The following is a 19,780-nucleotide window of genomic DNA, read 5'->3' on the forward strand; positions in this document are numbered from 1 at the left end:
AAGTCCCTCAGGACGCCCGGCGGCGAAACAGCGGCAGGGGCTCGTCGACCGAGGCTTGATAGTACTCGGTGAAATCCTGCAGTGCATCGACCGTCGCCTGCAGGTGCTGTTCCCGATCCGCGCCGAAATCGAACGCGTTGACGCCACAGCGNCGCAGNTAACAGGCCTGNTCGGCCAGGAAATACCCAACGGCACGTAGCTCACCGGTGAATCCGAAGCGCTCGCGCAGCATCCTCGCATTGGTAAAGGCGCGACCGTCGGCAAAGGCCGGGAAGTGCACTGCGACCAGCGGGAAACGCTGCGCGTCTTCACCGAGTTGATCGGCGGTCTCGTCGGTATCGATCCATACGCCGATATCGTCACGGGCGGACAGCTTATCCTTCTGGGCAAGCCAGGCCGAGAGCGGGACAATGATCTGTCCGGCGGGTACTTCCGCCTCGGCTGCCTCGCCCTCGGGCTTGGCCATNAGGGTCCATTCGTTGTCGACGATGGCGCCGTCTTTAACTAGCTTTGGCATAGACACGCTCCTTGAAGGGGGCAATACCCAGTCGGTTGACNGTGTCGATAAAGGGCTCTTCTTCGGTCCGCTTCTCGACGTACACATCGATGATTTTCTGNACNACCGANGGCATATCCTCGGNAGTGAAAGAGGGGCCGATCACCTTGCCAAGGGCGGCATCGTTGCTGGAGTTGCCACCCAGGGTCACCTGGTAGAACTCCTCGCCTTTCTTGTCGACCCCGAGAACGCCGATGTGACCGACGTGATGATGCCCGCAGGCGTTCATGCAGCCGGAGATGTTCAGGTCGATGTCACCCAGATCGTAGAGGTAGTCCAGATCTTCAAACTGACGCTGGATGGCCTCGGCAATCGGAATGGATTTGGCATTGGCCAGTGAGCAGAAATCGCCACCCGGGCAGCAGATGATGTCCGTCAGGGTGCCGATGTTGGGCGTGGCAAAGCCGGCGGCCTTGGCTTTCTGCCAGAGGTCGAAAAGATCGGCTTTCTTCACATCCGCCAACACCATGTTCTGCTCGTGGGTGGTGCGCACTTCGCCAAAGCTGAAGTCATCGGCCAGATCGGCGATGATTTCCAACTGCCGGTCGGTAATGTCGCCGGGCGCGATACCGGTCGGTTTGAGCGACAGGTTCACGGCGGCGTAGCCGGGCTTCTTGTGATCGCGCACGTTGCGCTTAAGCCAGTTGGAGAAGGCTTTGTTGTCGCTGGCGAGCGTGTCTAGCTCGGCCTGTGCGGCGGCATCATCCAGGCTTTCATAGGCCGGCTCGGTGAAGTAACTGTGGGCCCGGTCGATTTCTGCCTGAGTGAGGGTGGCGCTGCCATCGCGCAGGTGTTGCCATTCCTGCTCGACCTTTTCGGCGAATACTTCGGGGGTCATGGCGCGCACCAGAATCTTGATGCGGGCCTTGAATTTGTTGTCCCGGCGGCCGAACTGGTTGTAGATGCGCAGAATCGCTTCCAGGTAGGTCAGTAGATGCTGCTCCGGTACGAATTCATTGATCAGACTGCCAATGACCGGGGTGCGACCCAGACCGCCGCCCACGAAGACAGAGAAGCCCAGTTCGCCGGCCTCGTTACGCACAATCTGCANGCCGATATCGTGTACGCGGATGGCGGCCCGGTCTTCCTGAGTGGCGCTCACGGCGATCTTGAACTTGCGCGGCAGAAAGGCAAATTCCGGGTGGAAGGTGGACCACTGACGGATCAGTTCGCAATAGGGGCGGGGGTCCACCAGCTCATCGGTCGCGACACCGGCAAACTGATCGGTGGTGGTGTTGCGGATGCAGTTACCGCTGGTCTGGTTGCAGTGCATCTCCACCTCCAGCAGTTCCGCCAGAATGTCCGGCACTTCTTCCAGTTGGGGCCAGTTGAGCTGGATGTTCTGGCGGGTACTGATGTGGCAGTAACCCTTGTCGTAGGTACGGGTAATGTGGGCCATTTTGCGCAACTGGCGGCTGTTCATCAGGCCGTAGGGCACGCAAATGCGCAGCATCGGCGCCAGGCGCTGAACATAGAGGCCGTTTTGCAGGCGTAGGGGAAGAAATTCCGCTTCTTCCAATTGGCCGTCCAGATACCGCTCCATCTGCGCGCGAAACTGGGTAACGCGCTGCCCCTGGATGCGGCGGTCGTATTCGTCATAGATGTACATAGAGGGCTGTATTACCTGTACTTCCGGGAAAGGTTGGGTATGTTAGCGAACGCTAATGCAATAGCGCCCGTAAACCGGTGTATTGTCGCGGCGGAGGATACAGCAAAACCCGCTTCGGCGCGACCCTGAACGGAGGTGGTGGTCGGCCCGGTGGCAGGCCACACACCCGTCTCAGAGGGCGCAAAAATACCAGAGACCGGGGGCCGGTTTGAACGAATGTTTTCCGCTATCCTAATGCTTTTTGGTTATATCCGGTGGCGGTCGCTTGTCAATCCGGGTGGGGTGTGATTAGATTCGACTGTCCTGTTGGGGGCGTAAAGCGGCTCAGCTGATGGCTGTAAAGCGCTCCTATCCTTACCACGTTTGGCGAGAGGAGAATAACAATAATGTCTGAGCAGACTGATGTTATGAAAAATGAGACCCATGAAGCCCACGAGGGCGATGCGTTTGCCGATGCCATGGCGGCGGTGGCGCTGATTGCCATCTTCGTGGTCACCTGTGTTTACTGGGTCAGTGGCCAATAAGATTTTCTTGCCGGCACACTGATCGACCGGGGGTGTCTTTGACGTTGCCATCAGAGCGCCCCGATCCCACCCGATGTCTTTCCGACTCTTTGCATTGAAATAATTGCGTTGTCAATTAATGTCTGGCAGGATTCCTTTCACCTGTCTGATGTCATTGCGAGGGAGTCATGCTGGGTTCTGATCGAGCGGCCACCAAAGGCCTGCACCTGCACAACAGTTTCACCTTCTGGATCAACCGTCTGGCCAGTCAGATGCGGGAGGCGTTCAATGAGGCGCTGACCGAGCATGAGGTCAGTTGGCCCCAGTGGATGATCCTCAACGTGCTGTTCCATGAGCTGGCCAATACGCCGGCCCAGATTGCTGATAATATCGCGGTGGATCGCTCAGCGGTCACCCGTCTTCTGGACCGCCTGGAAACCAAGCAACTGGTGCAGCGTGAGCACGACGGTCTGGACCGTCGCTCCGTGAAAGTGCACCTGACCCGGTCGGGACACGCACTGGTCGAAACGCTCAATGAGTTGGCTGTCACCCACCAGAACCGCTTTCTGAATCAGTTGCANCCGACGGAGCTTCGGGCANTCAAGGGTAATATTCAGAAGCTGCTCAAGGCCGTTGATATCGATAGCACGCAGCTCTGGAAGCACGTCTGACTTACTGTCCGGCCTGAGAGAGCACCAGTCGAACCACGAACACCATGATCAGGATAAAGATCGCGGTGAACAACACCCCGGAAATGATGTAGGCGGCAATGCTGCCGTGCTTGAAGTCGCGCTCGCGGTTTTTGCTGCTTTGCACACCAAACGCAGCGGCCAGAGTGCTGATGATGATCTGAAACAGGTTGGGTTTTTTATCCGGGTCTTCAGGGGCACTCATGTTTCGGCCTCATAGTCTTATTTGCGAGTCGTATTATGTCGTCTTCAACGGATCATCTGACCGTTCTGCCCCCCTGTGAGGAGGACGTTGGGATTGTACGCCAGGAGAGCAGCTTTGTGGTGGTGGATAAGCCGACCCGGCTGTTGACCGTTCCCGGACGTCATCCGGCCAATCGTGACAGTGTCATCGCCCGGCTGCGGGAGACTTACCCGGATGTTCACGCGGTTCACCGGTTGGATTTCGACACCTCCGGACTGTTGGTGATTCCCCTCACCAAGGCCAGCCTATCCAACCTCAGTCGCCAATTTCAGGCTCGTACAGTGAAGAAAACCTATACGGCGGTAGTACACGGCCTGGTACTGGAAGATCAGGGCGTCATGGAGTGGCCGATTGCCCCCGACCCGGAGCGGCGTCCACGGAGTAAAATCTCTGAGGACGGCAAGCCGGCGCTGACCCATTACCGGGTGTTGTCCCGCAACCGGGAGGACAATACCACGCGCCTGGCGCTCTCTCCGGTCACCGGGCGTTCGCACCAGTTGCGCCTACACTGTGCCGAGCTGGGGCATCCGATTCTGGGTTGTGAGTTCTATGCGCCGGAGTCGGTGCGCCAGCAGGCGACACGTCTGCTGCTGCACGCGTCAACGCTCAGCTTTGCCCACCCGGAATCGGGTGAGNCTGCCTCTTTTGAGTCGGTCGTACCGTTTTAGGAGCCTGTTCATGGTTCACTCGTCATCCTCCGCAAAGCACCCCTGGCGAGCCNGGTTNTATCGGCAATTGGAGCCNGGCGCCTGGCCTGATCAGGGGCTTTCCCCGGCCAACCGATGGATCTGCGCGCTGATCACAGTGGCGGTGTTGGTGGCATTNCTGGAAACCGAGCCCGCCATCAGGGTAGGGCGNGAGCCGTGGTTCGTCGCTTTCGAGTGGGTGGTGGGAGCGATTTTTCTGCTGGAATACCTGATTCGAGCCTGGGTGGCTGTGGAGGGCGCCCGCTATGCCCACCCGGTGTGGGGCCGCCTTCGCTATCTGGGCAGCTTTGCCGCGGTGGTTGACCTGCTGGCCATTTTGCCGCTGTTTTTGGGGCTGGTGGGCATGGAAGCCCTGTTCATGCGTCTGATCCGGGTGCTGCGGATCTTGCGTCTGGCGAGGCTGGGGCGTTTCTCCAAAGCCCTGCGGGAGTTGGGGCATGCGGTCCGGCTGCGTCAGTTTGANCTGTATGTCAGTTTCGGGTTGGCGTTTTTGGTGCTATTGACCTCGTCCATCATGTTGTACCTGTTGGAGGGAGGGGTGCAGCCGGAGGCATTCGGCAGTGTGCTCCGCTCCATGTGGTGGTCAGTGGCCACTTTGACCACCGTAGGTTACGGCGACGTGTATCCGGTGACCGGGCTCGGGCGGTTTTTTGCGGCGCTGACGGCACTTTCGGGTATTGGCATCATCGCCATGCCGACGGGAATCATGGCAGCAGCGTTCAGCGAAGCCATGCAGAAAAACCGCCGGGAAAAGGACGATTAACTCNGCCGGACTATTCTGTTTCGCGATCCGNCCGCTGCCAGCGGGCCAGCTCGGCGTACAGGCGCTCGCGCTCATCGAGCAGCTCCAGTGCCAGCGCGATACCGGCGAGGTTCAACCCCAGGTCCCGTTGCAGGCGACGGGCACGCTTCAATCGGGTGAGGCAGTGTCCTCTGAAGGTCCAGCGCGGGCTTGAAGGGGTGATCGGATCGATGACCCCTTCATGGATGAGTTCGACCACGAAGTCGGCCTCCACCTGGCAATGNCGGCAGAGCTCGCCCAGCGTCAANTCAACGTCTTCTTCCAGAATGGTGCCTGCCATCAGGCGATGGGTATCTCCCGACATAATCAGCTCTCCAGGTGGCGGCGTGGGTTGAACGGCGCGGCGTTTGCCAACTGCTCGTAAGCCGCTCGCGTCGAGGCGTTTTGNGCGGGCGGCGTGTGAATGCTCAGCTCAACGTACAGGTCTCCCGGCGGAGAGCCGGGCAGTCCGCGCTCCTTGAGCCGGAGTTTGCGGCCGCTTTGGGATGCCTCGGGAATCTTCAGGTCGACTTTGCCGGTGGGCGTGGGGATTTTCACTTTGGTACCCAATGCTGCCTCCCAGGGGGTGAGGGGCAAATCGAGAAACAGGTCTCGCCCGTCCAGCCGGAAGTACCGGTGAGGTCTGAATTCCACCTCAAGATAGAGATCGCCACTGGGCCCACCACCCAAACCAGGCGATCCCTGGCCCGCCAGGCGGATATTCTGTCCGGGCTTTATCCCTTTGGGAATTTTGATGTTCAGGGTACGGGGGACGGCCTGGATTCGTCCCTGGGCATCCGCCTGTTGGCTGCGCAGGGTAATCTGCCGGGAGGCGCCGCTGAAGGCGTCTTCCAGNTCGATCTGAATGCGGGCATGCTGATCTTCGCCGCGAGCCCGAAAACCGCCACCTTGGCCGAACCTGNTGTTCTGGGTGAAGCCTCCGCCGTGAAAACCACCGCCGAACAGATTCTCGAAAAAGTCACTGAAATCGCCACTGCCCATACCGCCGCTGTAGTGACGCCCGGCGCCGGCAAAATCGAAGTCCTTCCCCCAATCCGGGGGCGGTTCAAAGTCCTGGCCGCGCTGCCAGTTGCTGCCGAGCTGATCGTAAGCGGCGCGTTTTTCCGGGTCCTTCAATACCTCGTAGGCCTCGCCCAGCTCCTTGAACTGGTCTTCCGCCCCCGCGTCTTTGTTCAGATCCGGGTGATACTTGCGCGCCAGCTTCCGGTAGGCGCGTTTGATCTCATCCTGGCTGGCGTTTCTCTCGACCCCAAGGGTCTTGTAGTAGTCCTTGTATTCCATCGGTGACCTCGCGAATCACAGGAACCCAATACGAACAAACCTTAGCGCCTAAATGGTTGGGGCAAATTGATATTCATCAAGTATGGCACTTACTCTCCCTGAACGGTGGCGACCAGGGTGCGGCTACCGGCGNGATTGCGATGCTCGCACAGGTAAATTCCCTGCCAGGTTCCCAGGTTCAGACGCCCGTCGGTAATCGGAATGGTCAGGCTGGCACCAATGGTGGTGCATTTGATGTGGGCGGGCATGTCGTCGTCGCCTTCGTAGTCATGCTCGTAGTAGGGGGCCCGCTCGGGGACAAANTGATTGAAGTGTCGCTCCAGGTCGCCGCGTACGGTCGGGTCGGCGTTTTCGTTGATGGTCAGTGATGCGGAGGTGTGCTGAATAAACAGGTGCAGCAGGCCGCAGCGAAGGTGGTCCAGCGGGGGCAGCGCTCTGAGCACTTCCTGGGTGACCAGGTGGAAGCCCCGGCTTTTGGGGGGCAGGCGAAATTCAGTCTGTTGCCACATAGGTAATCTGCCTGTATCGGTCGGTCGCGTGGAGGACGTCGGCGCCAGAAATGGCGCACTCGACGTCNTGCAGACACAAAGGGTAACNCGGTGTTGTTGAATTTGCAGCCCCGACTTTATGGGATTGGCGACTGTGCTAGAATGCCCCACCTTATAGTCCGTAAAACCATTTAATAATCGGAGCCCCTGTCGTCATGTTCAACGCTTCCCGCCAAGTGACCTGGCCGCGCCTNAAAAGCGCCNTNTCCAAGGATGATGCCATTGAGCAGCGTATCGACGCGCTATTGCATCGAATGACCCTCGANCAGAANGTGGGTCANATGATTCAACCGGAGATCAAACAGGTAACCCCGGACGATATCCGGGACTTCCACCTGGGTTCCGTGCTCAACGGCGGCGGCAGTGTGCCCAACAATGACCGGTACGCTCAGGCGAGTGACTGGGTCGCCCTGGCCGATCAGTTTTGGGAAGCCTCTATGGATGACCGGGATGGACGCCTGCCCATTCCCATCATGTGGGGAACCGATGCGGTGCACGGGGTGGGCAACCTGGTGGGGGCCACCCTGTTTCCACACAATATTGCGCTCGGCGCCGCCCACAATCCCGAACTGATTCGCCGCATTGGCGAGGCNACCGCTCGGGAGATTGTCGCAACCGGTCTGGACTGGGATTTTTCGCCCACCGTTGCCGTGGCCAGAGATGATCGCTGGGGGCGGACCTATGAATCCTGGGCGGAAGACCCGGAGCTGGTGCGTGCCTATGCCGGTGAGATGGTGCGGGGGCTTCAGGGGCAGGGCGAGGCTTGCCTGGATGAGCAGCATGTCATTGCTACCGCCAAACACTTTATCGGTGACGGTGGNACGGTNAACGGCATCGATCGGGGTGACAATGTCGATTCCGAGGAGCGCTTGCGGGACATTCACGGTGCGGGCTATTTCAGTGCGATCGAGTCCGGCGTGCAGGCCGTGATGGCGTCATTCAATAGCTGGCACGGTGAGCCGCTCCACGGTCACCATCACCTGCTGACCCGTGTCCTGAAAGAACAGATGGGCTTTGATGGCCTGGTGGTGGGGGACTGGAATGGTCACGCCTTCATCCCCGGCGCCGATGTGCTGAACTGTCCTCAGGCGATCAATGCCGGGCTCGATATTTTCATGGTGCCACACCCCGAGTGGAAAACCCTGTTCCACAACACNGTGGCGCAAGTGCGCGACGGCACCATTGCGCAATCCCGAATCGATGATGCGGTGCGTCGGATTCTGCGGGTGAAGTTGCGCGCGGGTCTGTTTGAGCGGGATCGTCCCTCAAGCCGGACCCTTGCNGGTCGTCAGTCACTCATTGGTGCCCCAGAACATCGGGACGTGGCCCGTCAGGCGGTGCGTGAATCCCTGGTGCTATTGAAAAACCGCGATCAGNTGCTTCCGCTCAACCCAAAACAGCGGGTGCTTTTGGCGGGCGACGGNATCGACAATATCAGCAAGCAGGTGGGCGGCTGGTCGGTCACCTGGCAGGGCACCGGAACGGACGCTCGGGACTTTCCGGGCGCCACCACCGTCAGCGCCGGCATTGAGGCCACCATTCGTGATGCCGGTGGCGAGGTGTTCGTCAGNCCGGNCGGTCAGTGCGANGAGTCCGTGGATGTGGCCATCGTCCTGTTCGGGGAGGACCCCTACGCCGAAATGCAGGGCGACGTGCAGAATGTCCAATACAAGCCCCGCGACACACGAGACTGGGAACTGCTCAAGTCCCTCAAGGCCCGGGGCATTCCGGTGGTATCCCTGTTTATTACTGGTCGTCCGCTGTGGGTGAACCGCGAGCTGAACGCCTCCGATGCATTTGTGGTCATCTGGCAGCCGGGCACCGAAGGNGGNGGCGTTGCCGACGTGTTNTTTACCGACACCGAGGNTCAGGTGCGTCATCCNATCAAGGGNAAGCTGAGTTTCTCCTGGCCCGACCGCCCGGATCAGTGCCCCCTGAATATGGGNGAGCCNGGCTACGCGCCGCTGTTTCCCTNNGGCTACNGCCTGGCGTANGGNCAGNACGATCCGCTGGGCGACGATCTGTCNGAGGAGGGCCTGCAACTNCCCGCTACCGANGATGTCTGGANGCTGTTCAAGATGCGCCCGCTGGACGCCTGGCAGGTGGAAGTCGAGGGCCAGGTGAACGACAAGGCGGTGATGAAGGGNAACCAGGTGCANGTGTCCACGGTAACGGTGANTGCGGTAGACCGTGAGGTGCAGGAGGATGCCCGGCAGGTGATCTGGAGTGGCGGTGGNTTCGGCGCNATGGCNCTGGCNACCCGGGATCGTCAGGTGCTGACGGATTACTGGAAGGCCAACGGNGCNNTGGTGGTGGACGTGAAGGTGGATCGCGCNCCNACNGCACCGGTGCAGTGGCGCGTNGGCTGTGGCCCNTCGGCNCTGTCNNAGGTGGATNTCACTGANGAGCTGCGCGCTNTGGCNGGGCAGGGCTGGCNGACGCTGTCCATCGCCCTGGANCGCTTCCCCGACGTCGGNTCGGATTTCGGCCTGGTCCTCCCCCCGGAAGAGTTCTTCACCCGCGTCCTCGAGCCCTTCAGCCTCGCGACCGAAGGCGAGCTGGAGCTAACTTTCTCGGGTGTGCGTGTTGAGAAGGGGTAGTTTTACAGGGACGGTTGGTCTTTGGTACTTCGATCAAAAGGCTGCGGGAGGGTATACCGCTCCGAGACACGCCGTAAATACATCCATGTAGGCTCATCACCCGCCGTCCAGGCGGGNGACGGTCTCGGAGCGGTATACCCTCCCNCAGCNCTNTGCCAGATTCAAAGTTTCGGGAACTAGCACCAGCGGTAATACTTGCCTTAAGGGGCGCGTAGGGTGGATAAGCACGAAGTGCGTCATCCACCAATAACGAGGCTGACGACTTTACCAAAGGTGGATGACGGGGGGCACCCCCTTATCCACCCTACGATTTTAGAGAATGCTTGGTGCAAAGGCGCTAATTCCCGGAACGTGAATCTGCCGCCGCGGAGGGAGGGTAGGTAGTTGCGAGACCGTCACCCGCCTGGACGGCGGGTGATGAGCCCCCAGGGATGGGTTCACGGCGTGTCTCGCAACTACCTACCCTCCCGCAGCCCTCTGGCCGGAGTAACAATCCGCCTCAAGGTACAAGCCCCAACCCTTGATATTCCCCCGAAAGCCCCCATTACCCACCCACAGAATTCAAACCCCGACCAGTGATGGTTGGGAGTCGTGTTCAATGCCAATTGTATGACAGGAGCTACGCACCCATGACCGTGGACGCCCATAAAGAAACGCTTGGATTCCAGACCGAAGCCAAACAACTGCTGCACCTGATGATCCACTCGCTCTACTCCAACCGCGAGATCTTCCTGCGCGAGCTCATCTCCAACGCCTCCGATGCGGCGGACAAACTGCGCTTCGAAGCCCTGGAAAATGACAGCCTCTACGAAGGCGACAGTGACCTCAAAGTGCGTGTCAGCGTCGACAAAGAAGCCAGGACGCTCACCATCAGCGACAACGGCATCGGCATGTCCCGGGACGAGGTCATCGAGCATCTGGGCACCATCGCCAAGTCCGGTACCGCCCAGTTTCTTAAAAACCTGACCGGTGACCAGAAGAAAGACTCCAAACTGATTGGTCAATTCGGGGTGGGTTTTTACTCCGCCTTTATCGTCGCCGACAAGGTTGTGGTGACCACCCGCAAGGCCGGCTTTCCGGCCAGCGAAGCGGTGCGCTGGGAAAGTGCCGGTGAGGCCGAATTCAGTGTCGAAACCGTCGAGAAGGCTGACCGTGGTACTTCGATTGAGTTACATCTGCGCAGCGATGCCGACGAGTTTGCCGATGACTGGCGCCTGCGCTCGATCATCAAAAAGTACTCCGACCACATCGATATTCCGGTGCTGATGCAGAAGCTGCAGACCTCGGAAGAGGACAAGGATAAGGCGCCCGAGGACGAAGTGGTCAACACCGCGACCGCGCTCTGGACCCGCTCTCGTTCCGATATCAGCGATGAAGAGTACAAAGAGTTTTACAAGCATGTCAGCCACGATTATGCCGATCCGCTGACCTGGAGCCACAACCGGGTGGAAGGCAAGCTGGACTACACCAGCCTATTGTACGTGCCGGAGCATGCCCCGTTTGATCTGTACAACCGGGACGGCGCTCGCGGCCTGAAGCTTTACGTACAGCGCACTTTCATCATGGATGACGCCGAGCAGTTTCTGCCGCTGTATCTGCGCTTTATCAAAGGGGTAGTGGATTCCAACGATCTGTCCCTGAACGTCTCGCGGGAAATCCTGCAGAAAGACCCGAACATCGACACCATGCGCACCGCGCTGACCAAGCGGGTGCTGGATATGCTGACCAAAATGGCCAAGAACGAGCCGGAGCAGTACGCGAAGTTCTGGACCGAGTTTGGTCAGGTGCTGAAAGAGGGGCCGGCGGAGGATTTCGCCAACCGCGAGAAAATCGCCAAGCTGCTGCGCTTCGCCAGCACCCACACTGACAAGCCAGAGCAGGATCAGTCCCTGGACGATTACATCAGCCGGATGCAGGAAGGCCAGGACAAGATCTATTACATTGCGGCGGAGAACTTCAACACCGCCAAGAACAGCCCGCATCTGGAAGTGTTCCGCAAGAAGGGCATCGAGGTGCTGCTGATGTTCGATCGGGTGGACGAGTGGTTGATGAGCCACCTGATGGAATACGACGGCAAGTCATTCCAGGACGCGGGCAAGGGCGAGCTGGATCTGGGCAAGCTGGACTCCGAGGACGAAAAGCAGGCTCAGGAGAAGCAGGCCGAAGAACTCAAGCCGCTGCTGGAACGGGTCAAGAAGGCCCTGGAGAACGACGTGGCCGAGGTGCGCATTACCCATCGCCTGACCGAGTCGCCCGCCTGTGTGGTGGTGGCCGAGCATGAAATGGGCGCCCAGATGCGCCGTATTCTGGAGCAGGCCGGACAGAAAGTGCCCGAGTCCAAGCCCAGTTTCGAGCTCAATCCGGACCATCCGCTGGTACAGAAACTGGATCAGGAGCCCGATGAAGACCGCTTTGCCGATCTGGCCAAAGTGCTGTTCGATCAGGCCAACCTGGCCGAGGGCACCCAGTTGGAAGACCCGGCGGCTTACGTGCAGCGGCTGAACAAGCTGCTGTTGGAGCTGAGCCACTGAAGGCATTCCCCAAAAATCCGCCCCCTTGCTTGTACCTCTGGTCCGGTATAAGCTAGCCTAAGTTGTTGAAATTGGACAAAAATAAGTGCAAGGCCAGCACGGGGTGCCCAGCGACGTAAACGGCGGGCACCCTCTTCTCCAATAACAGGGCAAATGCCATGACCAAATCGGAACTGATCGAGTACATTGCCGAGCAACAGGACCAACTGCCGGTCAAAGACATTGAGTTAGCGGTTAAGCTCATTCTCGACCACATGGCCGACGTACTCTCATCCGGCGAGCGGATCGAAATACGCGGCTTTGGAAGCTTCTCTCTGCACTACCGGGCTCCCCGTATGGGCCGCAACCCGAAAACCGGCGAAACGGTTGAACTCGAAGGCAAGTATGTCCCTCACTTCAAGCCGGGTAAGGAGATGCGCGATCGTGTTAACGAAAGCCTGCACCACTGACGCACCCTATCCCAAGGTTATCGCACCATGAAACCACTTCTGCGTTGGATTAAAGTCGCCCTGTTGGTGCTCGCGTTTCTGCTGGGCGTCTGGTTCGCGCTGGAAAACGCTCAGGCGGTACCGGTCACTCTTATGGGATTGGGGCTTCCCAGCCTGTCTCTGGGCGTCTGGCTGTTGATCTTCACCGCGTTGGGTACCCTGTTGGGCATGGCGGTCAGTCTGCCGACAGTGCTGCGGTTGCGCCGTCAGTTGCGCGCCCGTGAACGTCAACTCGCCCGGTGCGAGAAAGAGCTCAAGCAACTTCGCCTGCAACCCATCCGGGATTGATGCCCATGGTCGATATCGGCTTGTTTGGCCTGATCATGGTGGCGATTGCGGCGGGCTTTGTGCTCGGCTGGCGGCAGCGTGGTCGTCGCCTGCAGCAGGAGAACCAGCACTATGGCCCCAAGTATTTCAAGGGGCTCAGTTACCTGCTGAATGAACAGGCCGACAGCGCCGTGGATGCCTTTATCGAGTCCCTGGAGGTCAACTCTGATACCCTCGAAACCCACCTGGCCCTGGGCAATCTTCTGCGTCGCAAGGGCGAAATTGCCAAAGCCACCCGCATTCACCAGAACCTGTTGGCTCGCCCCAGTCTGACCACTCCGCAACTCCATGAAGCCCAGCTGGAACTGGCCCGCGACTTTATCCGGGCGGGGCTGTTGGATCGTGCGGAAGGCTTGCTCCACGAGTTGGTGGATGTAAACAGCCAATATAAATCCGAAGCGCTCACCCACCTGATTGAAATCTACCAGGACGAAAAAGACTGGGAAAAAGCCATTGAGGCCGCCAATCAGATCGGCCAGCGTCGCTTTGGCCGAAACACCGGCGAGCGGGCCATAGCGCGGGCGCACTTTTGTTGTGAGCTGGCGGAAGACGCCATGGAACGGAACGATCTGCTCACCGCGCGCCGCCAGTTGCAGAAAGCGCTGGGCTTTGATCGCCAGTCGGTGCGCGCCAGCCTGCTCTGGGGCCAGTTGGAACACGGCCAGGGTAATGAACGCGAAGCGCTGAAAATTCTGCAGCGCATTCCCCACCAGGACCCTGAGCTGGTGGTGGAGAGTCTGGAGCTGGTATGTGCCTGCTACGAGCGCCTGGGTGACAGTAAAGGGCTGCAGCGTTATCTGGAAGAGCTGCTGGCCCAATATCCGAGCAGCTCCCTGGTGATCAAACTGGCCGAGCAGGTGCGCTGGGCACGGGATGATTACGCGGCGGCGGATTTTATCGCCGAGCATCTGCGTCAGCGGCCCACCATCAAGCTGTTGAACCGGCTGGTCGAGCTGTATCTGCTGCACTCCGAGGGCAGGGCGCGAGACAACCTGCAACTGCTCAAGCAACTGGTGGATCAGGTGTTGGAAGCCAAGCCCAGCCACCACTGCCGCAAATGTGGATTCACNGGCAACCAGCTGCACTGGCTGTGTCCCAGCTGCAAGACCTGGGGCAGCATCACACCTATTACCGGGGTGGAAGGGGAGTAGTACCGGTTCGGCGGTAGTGTTCCCTCCATCGCAGGAGTTAATAGGCGCCAAACGGGTGAAATTTTCTCCCAATCCCCTATAATGTCCGGCCGTCAGGCTGCGTCGGTTCAACCTCCCACAACAAGACAGCCACTACTTCCGCCGGATGAAGCCGCCCCCTTANTGGTTACGGGCGCCGGGGAAGCCACTGAATTTATACCCAAAACGGAGACACATTGTGAAAGCACCTGTACGCGTTACTGTCACCGGCGCCGCCGGTCAAATCAGCTACTCACTTCTGTTCCGCATCGCCGCTGGCGAAATGCTGGGCAAAGATCAGCCGGTCATTCTGCAACTGCTGGAAATCACTCCGGCGCTCAAGGCCCTCGAAGGCGTAGCCATGGAGCTGGACGACTGTGCCTTTCCGCTGCTGGCAGGCATGACCTGCACCGACGACCCGGCGGTGGCTTTCAAAGACACCGATTACGCGCTGCTCGTAGGTGCCCGTCCCCGTGGTCCCGGTATGGAGCGTAAGGACCTGCTGGAAGCCAACGCCAAGATTTTCTCTGTTCAGGGTAAGGCGCTGAATGACCACGCCTCCCGCGACGTAAAAGTGNTGGTGGTCGGNAACCCCGCCAACACCAACGCCCTGATCGCCCANCGCAACGCCCCGGATCTGGATCCGCGTCAGTTCACCGCCATGACCCGNCTGGACCACAACCGTGCCCTGACTCAACTGGCCCAGAAAACCGGCAAAACCATCAACGATATCACCCACNTGACCATCTGGGGCAATCACTCCTCGACTCAGTATCCGGACATTCACCAGACCAAAGTGGCCGGCACCAACGCCATGGAACTGGTTGACCAGTCCTGGTACGAGAGTGACTTCATTCCGGTGGTNCAGAAGCGCGGTGCGGCNATCATTGATGCCCGTGGNGCCTCNTCCGCGGCATCNGCGGCCAATGCGGCNATTTTCCATATGCGCGACTGGGCNCTGGGCAGTGCTGAAGGNGACTGGGTCAGCATGGGCGTGTACAGCGATGGCAGCTACGGCATCGACAAGGGCCTGATTTACTCTTTCCCCTGCGTNTGCAAAAACGGCGACTGGGAAATNGTTCAGGGNGTGGAGATCAATGATTTCTCCCGCGAGAAGATGCAGGCCACCGANAAAGANCTGCAGGAAGAGCGTGANGCGGTGAAGGATCTGCTGCCGGCATAAGGCGGCTCCTGAAGTGGTGTCGGATTACGGCCCTTCGGGCCTAATCCGACCTACTGAATATGGTCGGNCCGTNGGTCGGATTAGCGCNCAGCGCGTAATCCGACACCTCACCTCTCGACTGAAAACTACAGCGCACTGATCGTCACNTTCCCTCGGCGGGTTTCGCCGGGTGCCAATGTCCATCCCTCATCCAGTACCGCCCCCCGTTCCAGACACACAAACCCCTGTTCGTTGCCTTCTCCCATATCGTCCATGGCCGCCGCTTTTTCGGCGCCGGGATTCCANGTGACCAGGCTGGGACAATTTTCATGGCTCAGCCGCAGGNGCGGTGTTGGCTCCAGAGTCNCCTCGGATTCCACGTCGGGGANCACNCNGTCNACCTCCCCGGTGAANGTCAGGGGGCCNCNTTGCNTCAGGCGGGCGTGGTTCTGCAGGTTGTCCAGATANTCCCGNCCGGCAAGCACCGGNACCCGANCNTCGNNCAGTGTCTGCACCGGCAGATAGCTGTGCAGCGCCCAGGTNAAATCCGCNGCGTGGGAGTCGTGATTGGTCAGGCNCAGTTCCAGCTCAATGGTCTGACCCAATACCATNCGCAGGGCNGCNGTAAAGGGTTGCNNNAANCGNTCATCGCCGGNGTGTTCNAGTTCAAACCAGAGTTCNCAGCGACCGTTATCGGCCTGGGCCACCTGCGTGAGCGCCCAGTCGGAGGTGCGGGCAAACCCGTGCTGGGGTTTATTGTCGTCAGGGTGGGGGCCAAACCAGGGCAGACAGACCGGNACCCCACCGCGCAGCGCCTTGCCCGGCTCGAACTGGCACTGCGGGCTCAGCCAGAGCAGGGGTGTGCCGTCGGCCTTGGTGAAGGACAGCAACTGGGCGCCCTGGGGGGCGACCACGGCCTGACACAGGTCGGTGTCAATGCGAATCAGGGGCAGTCCCGTGCCCTGGGCGTCGGGAAACAGGGTTTTGCTGTCGGTCAAAGTGATCCCCGCGTAGGGGCGCACCAGATCGGCCAATGCGGGCATAGTGACTCCTCGTCGACGGACGTTGTGAAGAAAAACCGTCCTATTTTACGCCAAATGGGGGAAAACAGACCATGTTGCCGGCGGCAACACCGGCTATTTTGCTCCGCCGCCCGCTCACCCTTTGGCTTTCGGCCACGCAGCCAGTATCATGCGCACCCTGAAATCAGCGAAAGAAAGAGGCCGGCGTGAGTCAACAGCAATTTGTCATTGGTCAGCGGTGGGTAAGCGACACCGAAGCGGAACTGGGTCTGGGCATTGTCCTGGAAACCGACGAGCGACAGGTCACCCTGGGGTTCCCGGCCGCCGGTCAGCGTCGGACTTACGCGCTGCGCAGTGCGCCGGTCAGTCGGGTCCGTTATCAGGTGGACGAGGTGATCAGCCACCAGGACGGCACCACCATCACCATCGCCGAAGTCATGGAGCAGGGGCTGTTGCTGGCCTACAAAGGTTATACCGAGGAAGGGGACGAGCACCTGATCCCGGAGTTTGAACTGGACAGCTTTGTCCAATTCAGCACGCCGCGCGAGCGCCTGTTTTCCGGCCAGATCGACAAGTACACCCACTTCAGCCTGCGCCACCAGACCCTGGACACCCTGCACCGCCACCGGCAGAGCGCGGTTTATGGCCTGAGTGGTCCGCGCATTCAACCGCTGCCACACCAGTTATACAGTGCCAGCGAAGTGGGGCGACGTCAGGCGCCTCGTGTGCTCTTGGCGGATGAGGTTGGCCTGGGTAAAACCATCGAAGCGGGCCTCATTCTGCATCAGCAGCTGATGACCGGGCGGGTCCGTCGCGCGCTGGTAGTGGTGCCCGAAAGTCTGCAGCATCAGTGGCTGGTGGAAATGCTGCGACGCTTCAACCTGAGCTTTACGCTACTGGATGAAGCGCGCTGCCAGGGCATGGCCGGACTGGACGATATCGATCCGTCCCTGTTGCCCGATGACGAGGAAATCGTTATTGCCGAGGCCGAGGACAATCCGTTTGAAAGCGAACAGCTGATTCTCTGTTCCCTGGAGTTTCTGAGCGGCAGTGAGCAGCGCTACCAGCAGGCGGTGGAAGCCGGCTGGGATCTGCTCTTGGTGGATGAGGCTCATCACCTGCAGTGGCACGATGGCGAGCCCAGCGCCTCCTATCGCTGCATTGAGGGGCTGTCGAAAGTCTCGGACGGTCTGTTGCTGCTGACCGCGACACCGGAGCAGTTGGGTGTGGAAAGCCACTTTGCCCGTCTGCGCCTGCTGGATCCGGATCGCTACCATGACCTGAACGCCTTTCTCGCCGAGCACGATGGCTACGAAGCGCTCAATCAGCGGGTACAGGGTTTGTTGGCCGCCCGCGACGGGAGCTCAAGCGATGTGGTAAACGCATTGGATGGCGCCCTGACCGACTATCTGTCGGAGGCGGAACTCAAGCGCCTCAAGACCCAGGCCAAGGATCAGCCGGGTGAAGCCGTGGGGCAGGCAATTCACGCCCTGCTGGATCGTCACGGCACCGGCCGGGTACTGTTTCGCAATACCCGTGCGTCCGTATCCGGCTTCCCGGAGCGCAAGCTGCACAACCATCCCCTGGACCTGGATGATGACGACCTGATGGCCCTGAGCGAGCGGCCATTGGATGAACAACTGCGACCGGAAAATTTCTGGTTTGAACACCGGGGGGCCGACTGGTGGCTGGTGGACCCACGGGTCGACTGGCTGAGTGATTTCCTCAAAAGCCAACGCGGTAACAAGGTACTGGTCATCTGCGCCAGTGCCGATAGCGCCCAGGCACTGGAACTCTATTTGCGCTTGCGCAAAGGCATCGCCTCGGCCGTTTTTCATGAGCACCTGAGTCTGCTGGAGCGCGACCGGGCCGCCGCCTATTTTGCTGATCAGGAAGCCGGCGCTCAGGTATTGATCTGTTCGGAGATCGGCAGTGAGGGGCGCAACTTCCAGTTCGCCCAGGACCTGGTGCTGTTTGACCTGCCTCTGAACCCGGACCTGCTGGAGCAACGCATCGGTCGCCTGGACCGCATCGGCCAACAGGGACAGGTCAATATCCATACGCCGCACTACGCGGATACCGCCCAGGAACACCTGCTGTATTGGTATCACCGTGGCCTGGANGCCTTCGAGCACACCTGTGCCATTGGCCGGACACTGTACGATGAGTTTGAAGCGCGACTGCTCGCCTCGCTCACCGATGTAGACGACACCGCATTNGATNCNCTGCTGGACGACACCCGCGAGCGGGCNGAAGCCCTGCGGGCGCAATTGCAGGCCGGACGGGATCGCCTGTTGGAGCTGAACTCCTGNCAGCCGGAAAAAGCCGCACCTCTGGTCGAGGCGCTGGAACAACAGGACTCCGATGAAACNCTGCCGGCCTACCTGGAGCGGGTGTTCGACGCTTTCGGGATTGATCAGGACGAGCACGGNGANCAGAGCTGGGTGGTGCACCCGAGCGAACAGATGCGCGTCTCCCACTTCCCCGGTCTGGTGGAAGAGGGCATGACCGTGACCTTTGATCGCGACCTCGCCCTGTCCCGGGAAGACATGCACTACCTGACCTGGGAGCACCCAATGGTACATGGCGCCCAGGAAATGATTGCCCACAGCGAATTCGGCAACACCGCCCTGGCCACCATCAAGCTGCCGCCCCTGAANCCCGGCACCCTGNTGCTGGAAGCCCTGTTCGTNCTGCACTGCCCGGCGCCGCGCGCACTGCAACTGGACCGCTACCTGCCCGAATCGGTCCTGCGGGTTCTGCTCGATCCAAAAGGCAAAGACCTCAGCGGCGCACTCGCAGCGGGCAAGCTCGACAGCCTCCTGCAAAAAGTCCCACGCCCCAGCGCCCAGGACCTCGTCCGCCACGCCCGCCCACAACTGGCGGAAATGATGGACCAGGCNGAAGCCNTGGTTGCACCCAANCAACAGGCCCTGATCGACGACGCACGCACACGAGTNACCCAAGCGCTGTCCGCAGAGCTTGAGCGCCTGAGGGCATTGGCCGAAGTGAACCCGAACGTTCGCCACCAGGAAATCGAAACGCTTGAAAAACAGCTNNCGGATTCCGAGCAGTATTTGAATCGTGNGCAACTGCGAATGGACGCAGTGCGTGTCATCATGACGGTATGACGGCCCGGCCGTCCCAGAGGATTCTGAATGTATATATTTTCCGCCAATGGCACCGCACGTGCGGATCGCGACGACATCAAAGCCGGCGACAAAAAGCCGTTTATCGTCTACATCGACTACGTGGATTTATTCGGTGCGGAACAACTGTGCAAAATCTACCTGATGCGCGCGGGCTTCACCGAGATCGAAATTGAAAACCGCAAATACGTCGCCGACACCCTGCGCAAAGACCCCCGCGTCGTGGAAGCTGACAAAGCGATGCAGGCCGCCATCAAAGGCGGCTACATGATTCAGATGTTTGATGAGTAGGACACCGATACAATAATCTGGCACTGAGGCGGCCACGGTATAAACCGGTTGGAGACTCTCGGAGGCATGGATGCCGACGAGAAGCCCCCAGGGATGGGTTCA

The 19,780-nt window shown here is 59.8% G+C and carries 19 protein-coding genes; 12 read left to right on the forward strand and 7 right to left on the reverse strand.

The features are described from left to right. Positions 1 to 7 precede the first annotated feature (7 nt). Entirely contained in the window at positions 8 to 604 is a 597-nt protein-coding gene (locus CMG77_RS15560; protein ID WP_502691978.1) for a DUF934 domain-containing protein, read from the reverse strand. Beyond that, positions 501 to 2,165: a nitrite/sulfite reductase gene (locus tag CMG77_RS15565; protein ID WP_286905124.1), complete on the reverse strand. Its 1,665-nt coding sequence runs from the start codon at positions 2,163 to 2,165 to the stop codon at positions 501 to 503. The genes CMG77_RS15560 and CMG77_RS15565 overlap by 104 nt, the downstream gene beginning before the upstream one ends. A 386-nt stretch (positions 2,166 to 2,551) precedes the next feature. On the opposite strand from CMG77_RS15565, the gene CMG77_RS15570 reads away from it, so the two are divergent. After that, positions 2,552 to 2,689 carry a hypothetical protein gene (locus CMG77_RS15570; protein ID WP_170162818.1) on the forward strand — a complete coding sequence of 46 codons (138 nt, stop codon included), beginning with the start codon at positions 2,552 to 2,554 and terminating at the stop codon, positions 2,687 to 2,689. Positions 2,690 to 2,940: 251 nt separating this feature from the next. Continuing rightward, on the forward strand, positions 2,941 to 3,339 hold the full coding sequence (locus tag CMG77_RS15575; RefSeq protein WP_502691983.1) for a MarR family winged helix-turn-helix transcriptional regulator: 399 nt from the start codon (positions 2,941 to 2,943) through the stop codon (positions 3,337 to 3,339). Position 3,340: 1 nt separating this feature from the next. Here the strand turns inward: CMG77_RS15575 and CMG77_RS15580 are convergent, their stop codons facing one another. Beyond that, positions 3,341 to 3,562, reverse strand: coding sequence for a DUF2970 domain-containing protein (locus CMG77_RS15580; protein WP_024460435.1), 222 nt, complete (start codon positions 3,560 to 3,562; stop codon positions 3,341 to 3,343). A gap of 35 nt (positions 3,563 to 3,597) precedes the next feature. On the opposite strand from CMG77_RS15580, the gene CMG77_RS15585 reads away from it, so the two are divergent. Then, positions 3,598 to 4,269, forward strand: a complete 672-nt coding sequence (locus CMG77_RS15585; RefSeq protein ID WP_286905127.1) for an RluA family pseudouridine synthase — start codon at positions 3,598 to 3,600, stop codon at positions 4,267 to 4,269. Between the two features lie 10 nt (positions 4,270 to 4,279). Then, positions 4,280 to 5,071, forward strand: coding sequence for an ion transporter (locus CMG77_RS15590; RefSeq protein WP_286905129.1), 792 nt, complete (start codon positions 4,280 to 4,282; stop codon positions 5,069 to 5,071). Between the two features lie 10 nt (positions 5,072 to 5,081). Here CMG77_RS15590 and CMG77_RS15595 read toward each other — a convergent pair whose 3' ends face one another. The 3 genes from CMG77_RS15595 to CMG77_RS15605 form a co-directional block, all read right to left on the reverse strand. Further along, the gene (locus tag CMG77_RS15595) at positions 5,082 to 5,414 is read right to left on the reverse strand and encodes a chaperone modulator CbpM (RefSeq protein ID WP_286905131.1); all 333 of its coding nucleotides are present in this window, start codon (positions 5,412 to 5,414) and stop codon (positions 5,082 to 5,084) included. A gap of 2 nt (positions 5,415 to 5,416) precedes the next feature. Further along, a complete protein-coding gene (locus CMG77_RS15600; protein WP_286905133.1) occupies positions 5,417 to 6,391 on the reverse strand; it encodes a DnaJ C-terminal domain-containing protein in 975 nt (324 codons plus the stop codon). 89 nt (positions 6,392 to 6,480) lie between these two features. Beyond that, on the reverse strand, positions 6,481 to 6,900 hold the full coding sequence (locus tag CMG77_RS15605) for a secondary thiamine-phosphate synthase enzyme YjbQ (RefSeq protein WP_286905135.1): 420 nt from the start codon (positions 6,898 to 6,900) through the stop codon (positions 6,481 to 6,483). A 293-nt stretch (positions 6,901 to 7,193) separates the two neighbouring features. Here CMG77_RS15605 and CMG77_RS15610 point away from each other — a divergent pair, with 293 nt between their 5' ends. The 6 genes from CMG77_RS15610 (at position 7,194) to CMG77_RS15635 (ending at position 15,237) form a co-directional block, all read left to right on the forward strand. Next, complete coding sequence (locus CMG77_RS15610; RefSeq protein WP_502691984.1) at positions 7,194 to 9,539, forward strand: glycoside hydrolase family 3 protein; 2,346 nt, start codon at positions 7,194 to 7,196, stop codon at positions 9,537 to 9,539. Positions 9,540 to 10,168: 629 nt separating this feature from the next. Beyond that, positions 10,169 to 12,070 carry a molecular chaperone HtpG gene (gene htpG, locus CMG77_RS15615; protein ID WP_123637567.1) on the forward strand — a complete coding sequence of 634 codons (1,902 nt, stop codon included), beginning with the start codon at positions 10,169 to 10,171 and terminating at the stop codon, positions 12,068 to 12,070. A 158-nt stretch (positions 12,071 to 12,228) separates the two neighbouring features. After that, positions 12,229 to 12,519 (forward strand): integration host factor subunit beta, encoded by a 291-nt coding sequence (gene ihfB, locus CMG77_RS15620; protein ID WP_024460428.1) that lies wholly within the window; start codon positions 12,229 to 12,231, stop codon positions 12,517 to 12,519. 27 nt (positions 12,520 to 12,546) lie between these two features. Beyond that, complete coding sequence (locus CMG77_RS15625) at positions 12,547 to 12,846, forward strand: lipopolysaccharide assembly protein LapA domain-containing protein (RefSeq protein ID WP_123637566.1); 300 nt, start codon at positions 12,547 to 12,549, stop codon at positions 12,844 to 12,846. Between the two features lie 35 nt (positions 12,847 to 12,881). Further along, positions 12,882 to 14,036: a lipopolysaccharide assembly protein LapB gene (gene lapB, locus CMG77_RS15630; RefSeq protein ID WP_502691985.1), complete on the forward strand. Its 1,155-nt coding sequence runs from the start codon at positions 12,882 to 12,884 to the stop codon at positions 14,034 to 14,036. Between the two features lie 217 nt (positions 14,037 to 14,253). After that, complete coding sequence (locus tag CMG77_RS15635) at positions 14,254 to 15,237, forward strand: malate dehydrogenase (protein ID WP_286905140.1); 984 nt, start codon at positions 14,254 to 14,256, stop codon at positions 15,235 to 15,237. Positions 15,238 to 15,362: 125 nt separating this feature from the next. Here CMG77_RS15635 and CMG77_RS15640 read toward each other — a convergent pair whose 3' ends face one another. Beyond that, positions 15,363 to 16,259 (reverse strand): D-hexose-6-phosphate mutarotase, encoded by an 897-nt coding sequence (locus CMG77_RS15640; RefSeq protein WP_286905142.1) that lies wholly within the window; start codon positions 16,257 to 16,259, stop codon positions 15,363 to 15,365. Between the two features lie 185 nt (positions 16,260 to 16,444). Between CMG77_RS15640 and rapA the strand changes: the two genes are divergently transcribed. Both rapA and CMG77_RS15650 read left to right on the forward strand, forming a co-directional pair. Further along, positions 16,445 to 19,369: an RNA polymerase-associated protein RapA gene (gene rapA, locus CMG77_RS15645; protein ID WP_286905144.1), complete on the forward strand. Its 2,925-nt coding sequence runs from the start codon at positions 16,445 to 16,447 to the stop codon at positions 19,367 to 19,369. A gap of 27 nt (positions 19,370 to 19,396) precedes the next feature. Next, on the forward strand, positions 19,397 to 19,678 hold the full coding sequence (locus tag CMG77_RS15650) for a hypothetical protein (protein WP_024460422.1): 282 nt from the start codon (positions 19,397 to 19,399) through the stop codon (positions 19,676 to 19,678). The last annotated feature ends 102 nt before the right edge of the window (positions 19,679 to 19,780 follow it).

Origin of the sequence: Marinimicrobium sp. (assembly GCF_002695945.1) — a bacterium.
GTDB lineage: Bacteria > Pseudomonadota > Gammaproteobacteria > Pseudomonadales > Cellvibrionaceae > Marinimicrobium > Marinimicrobium koreense.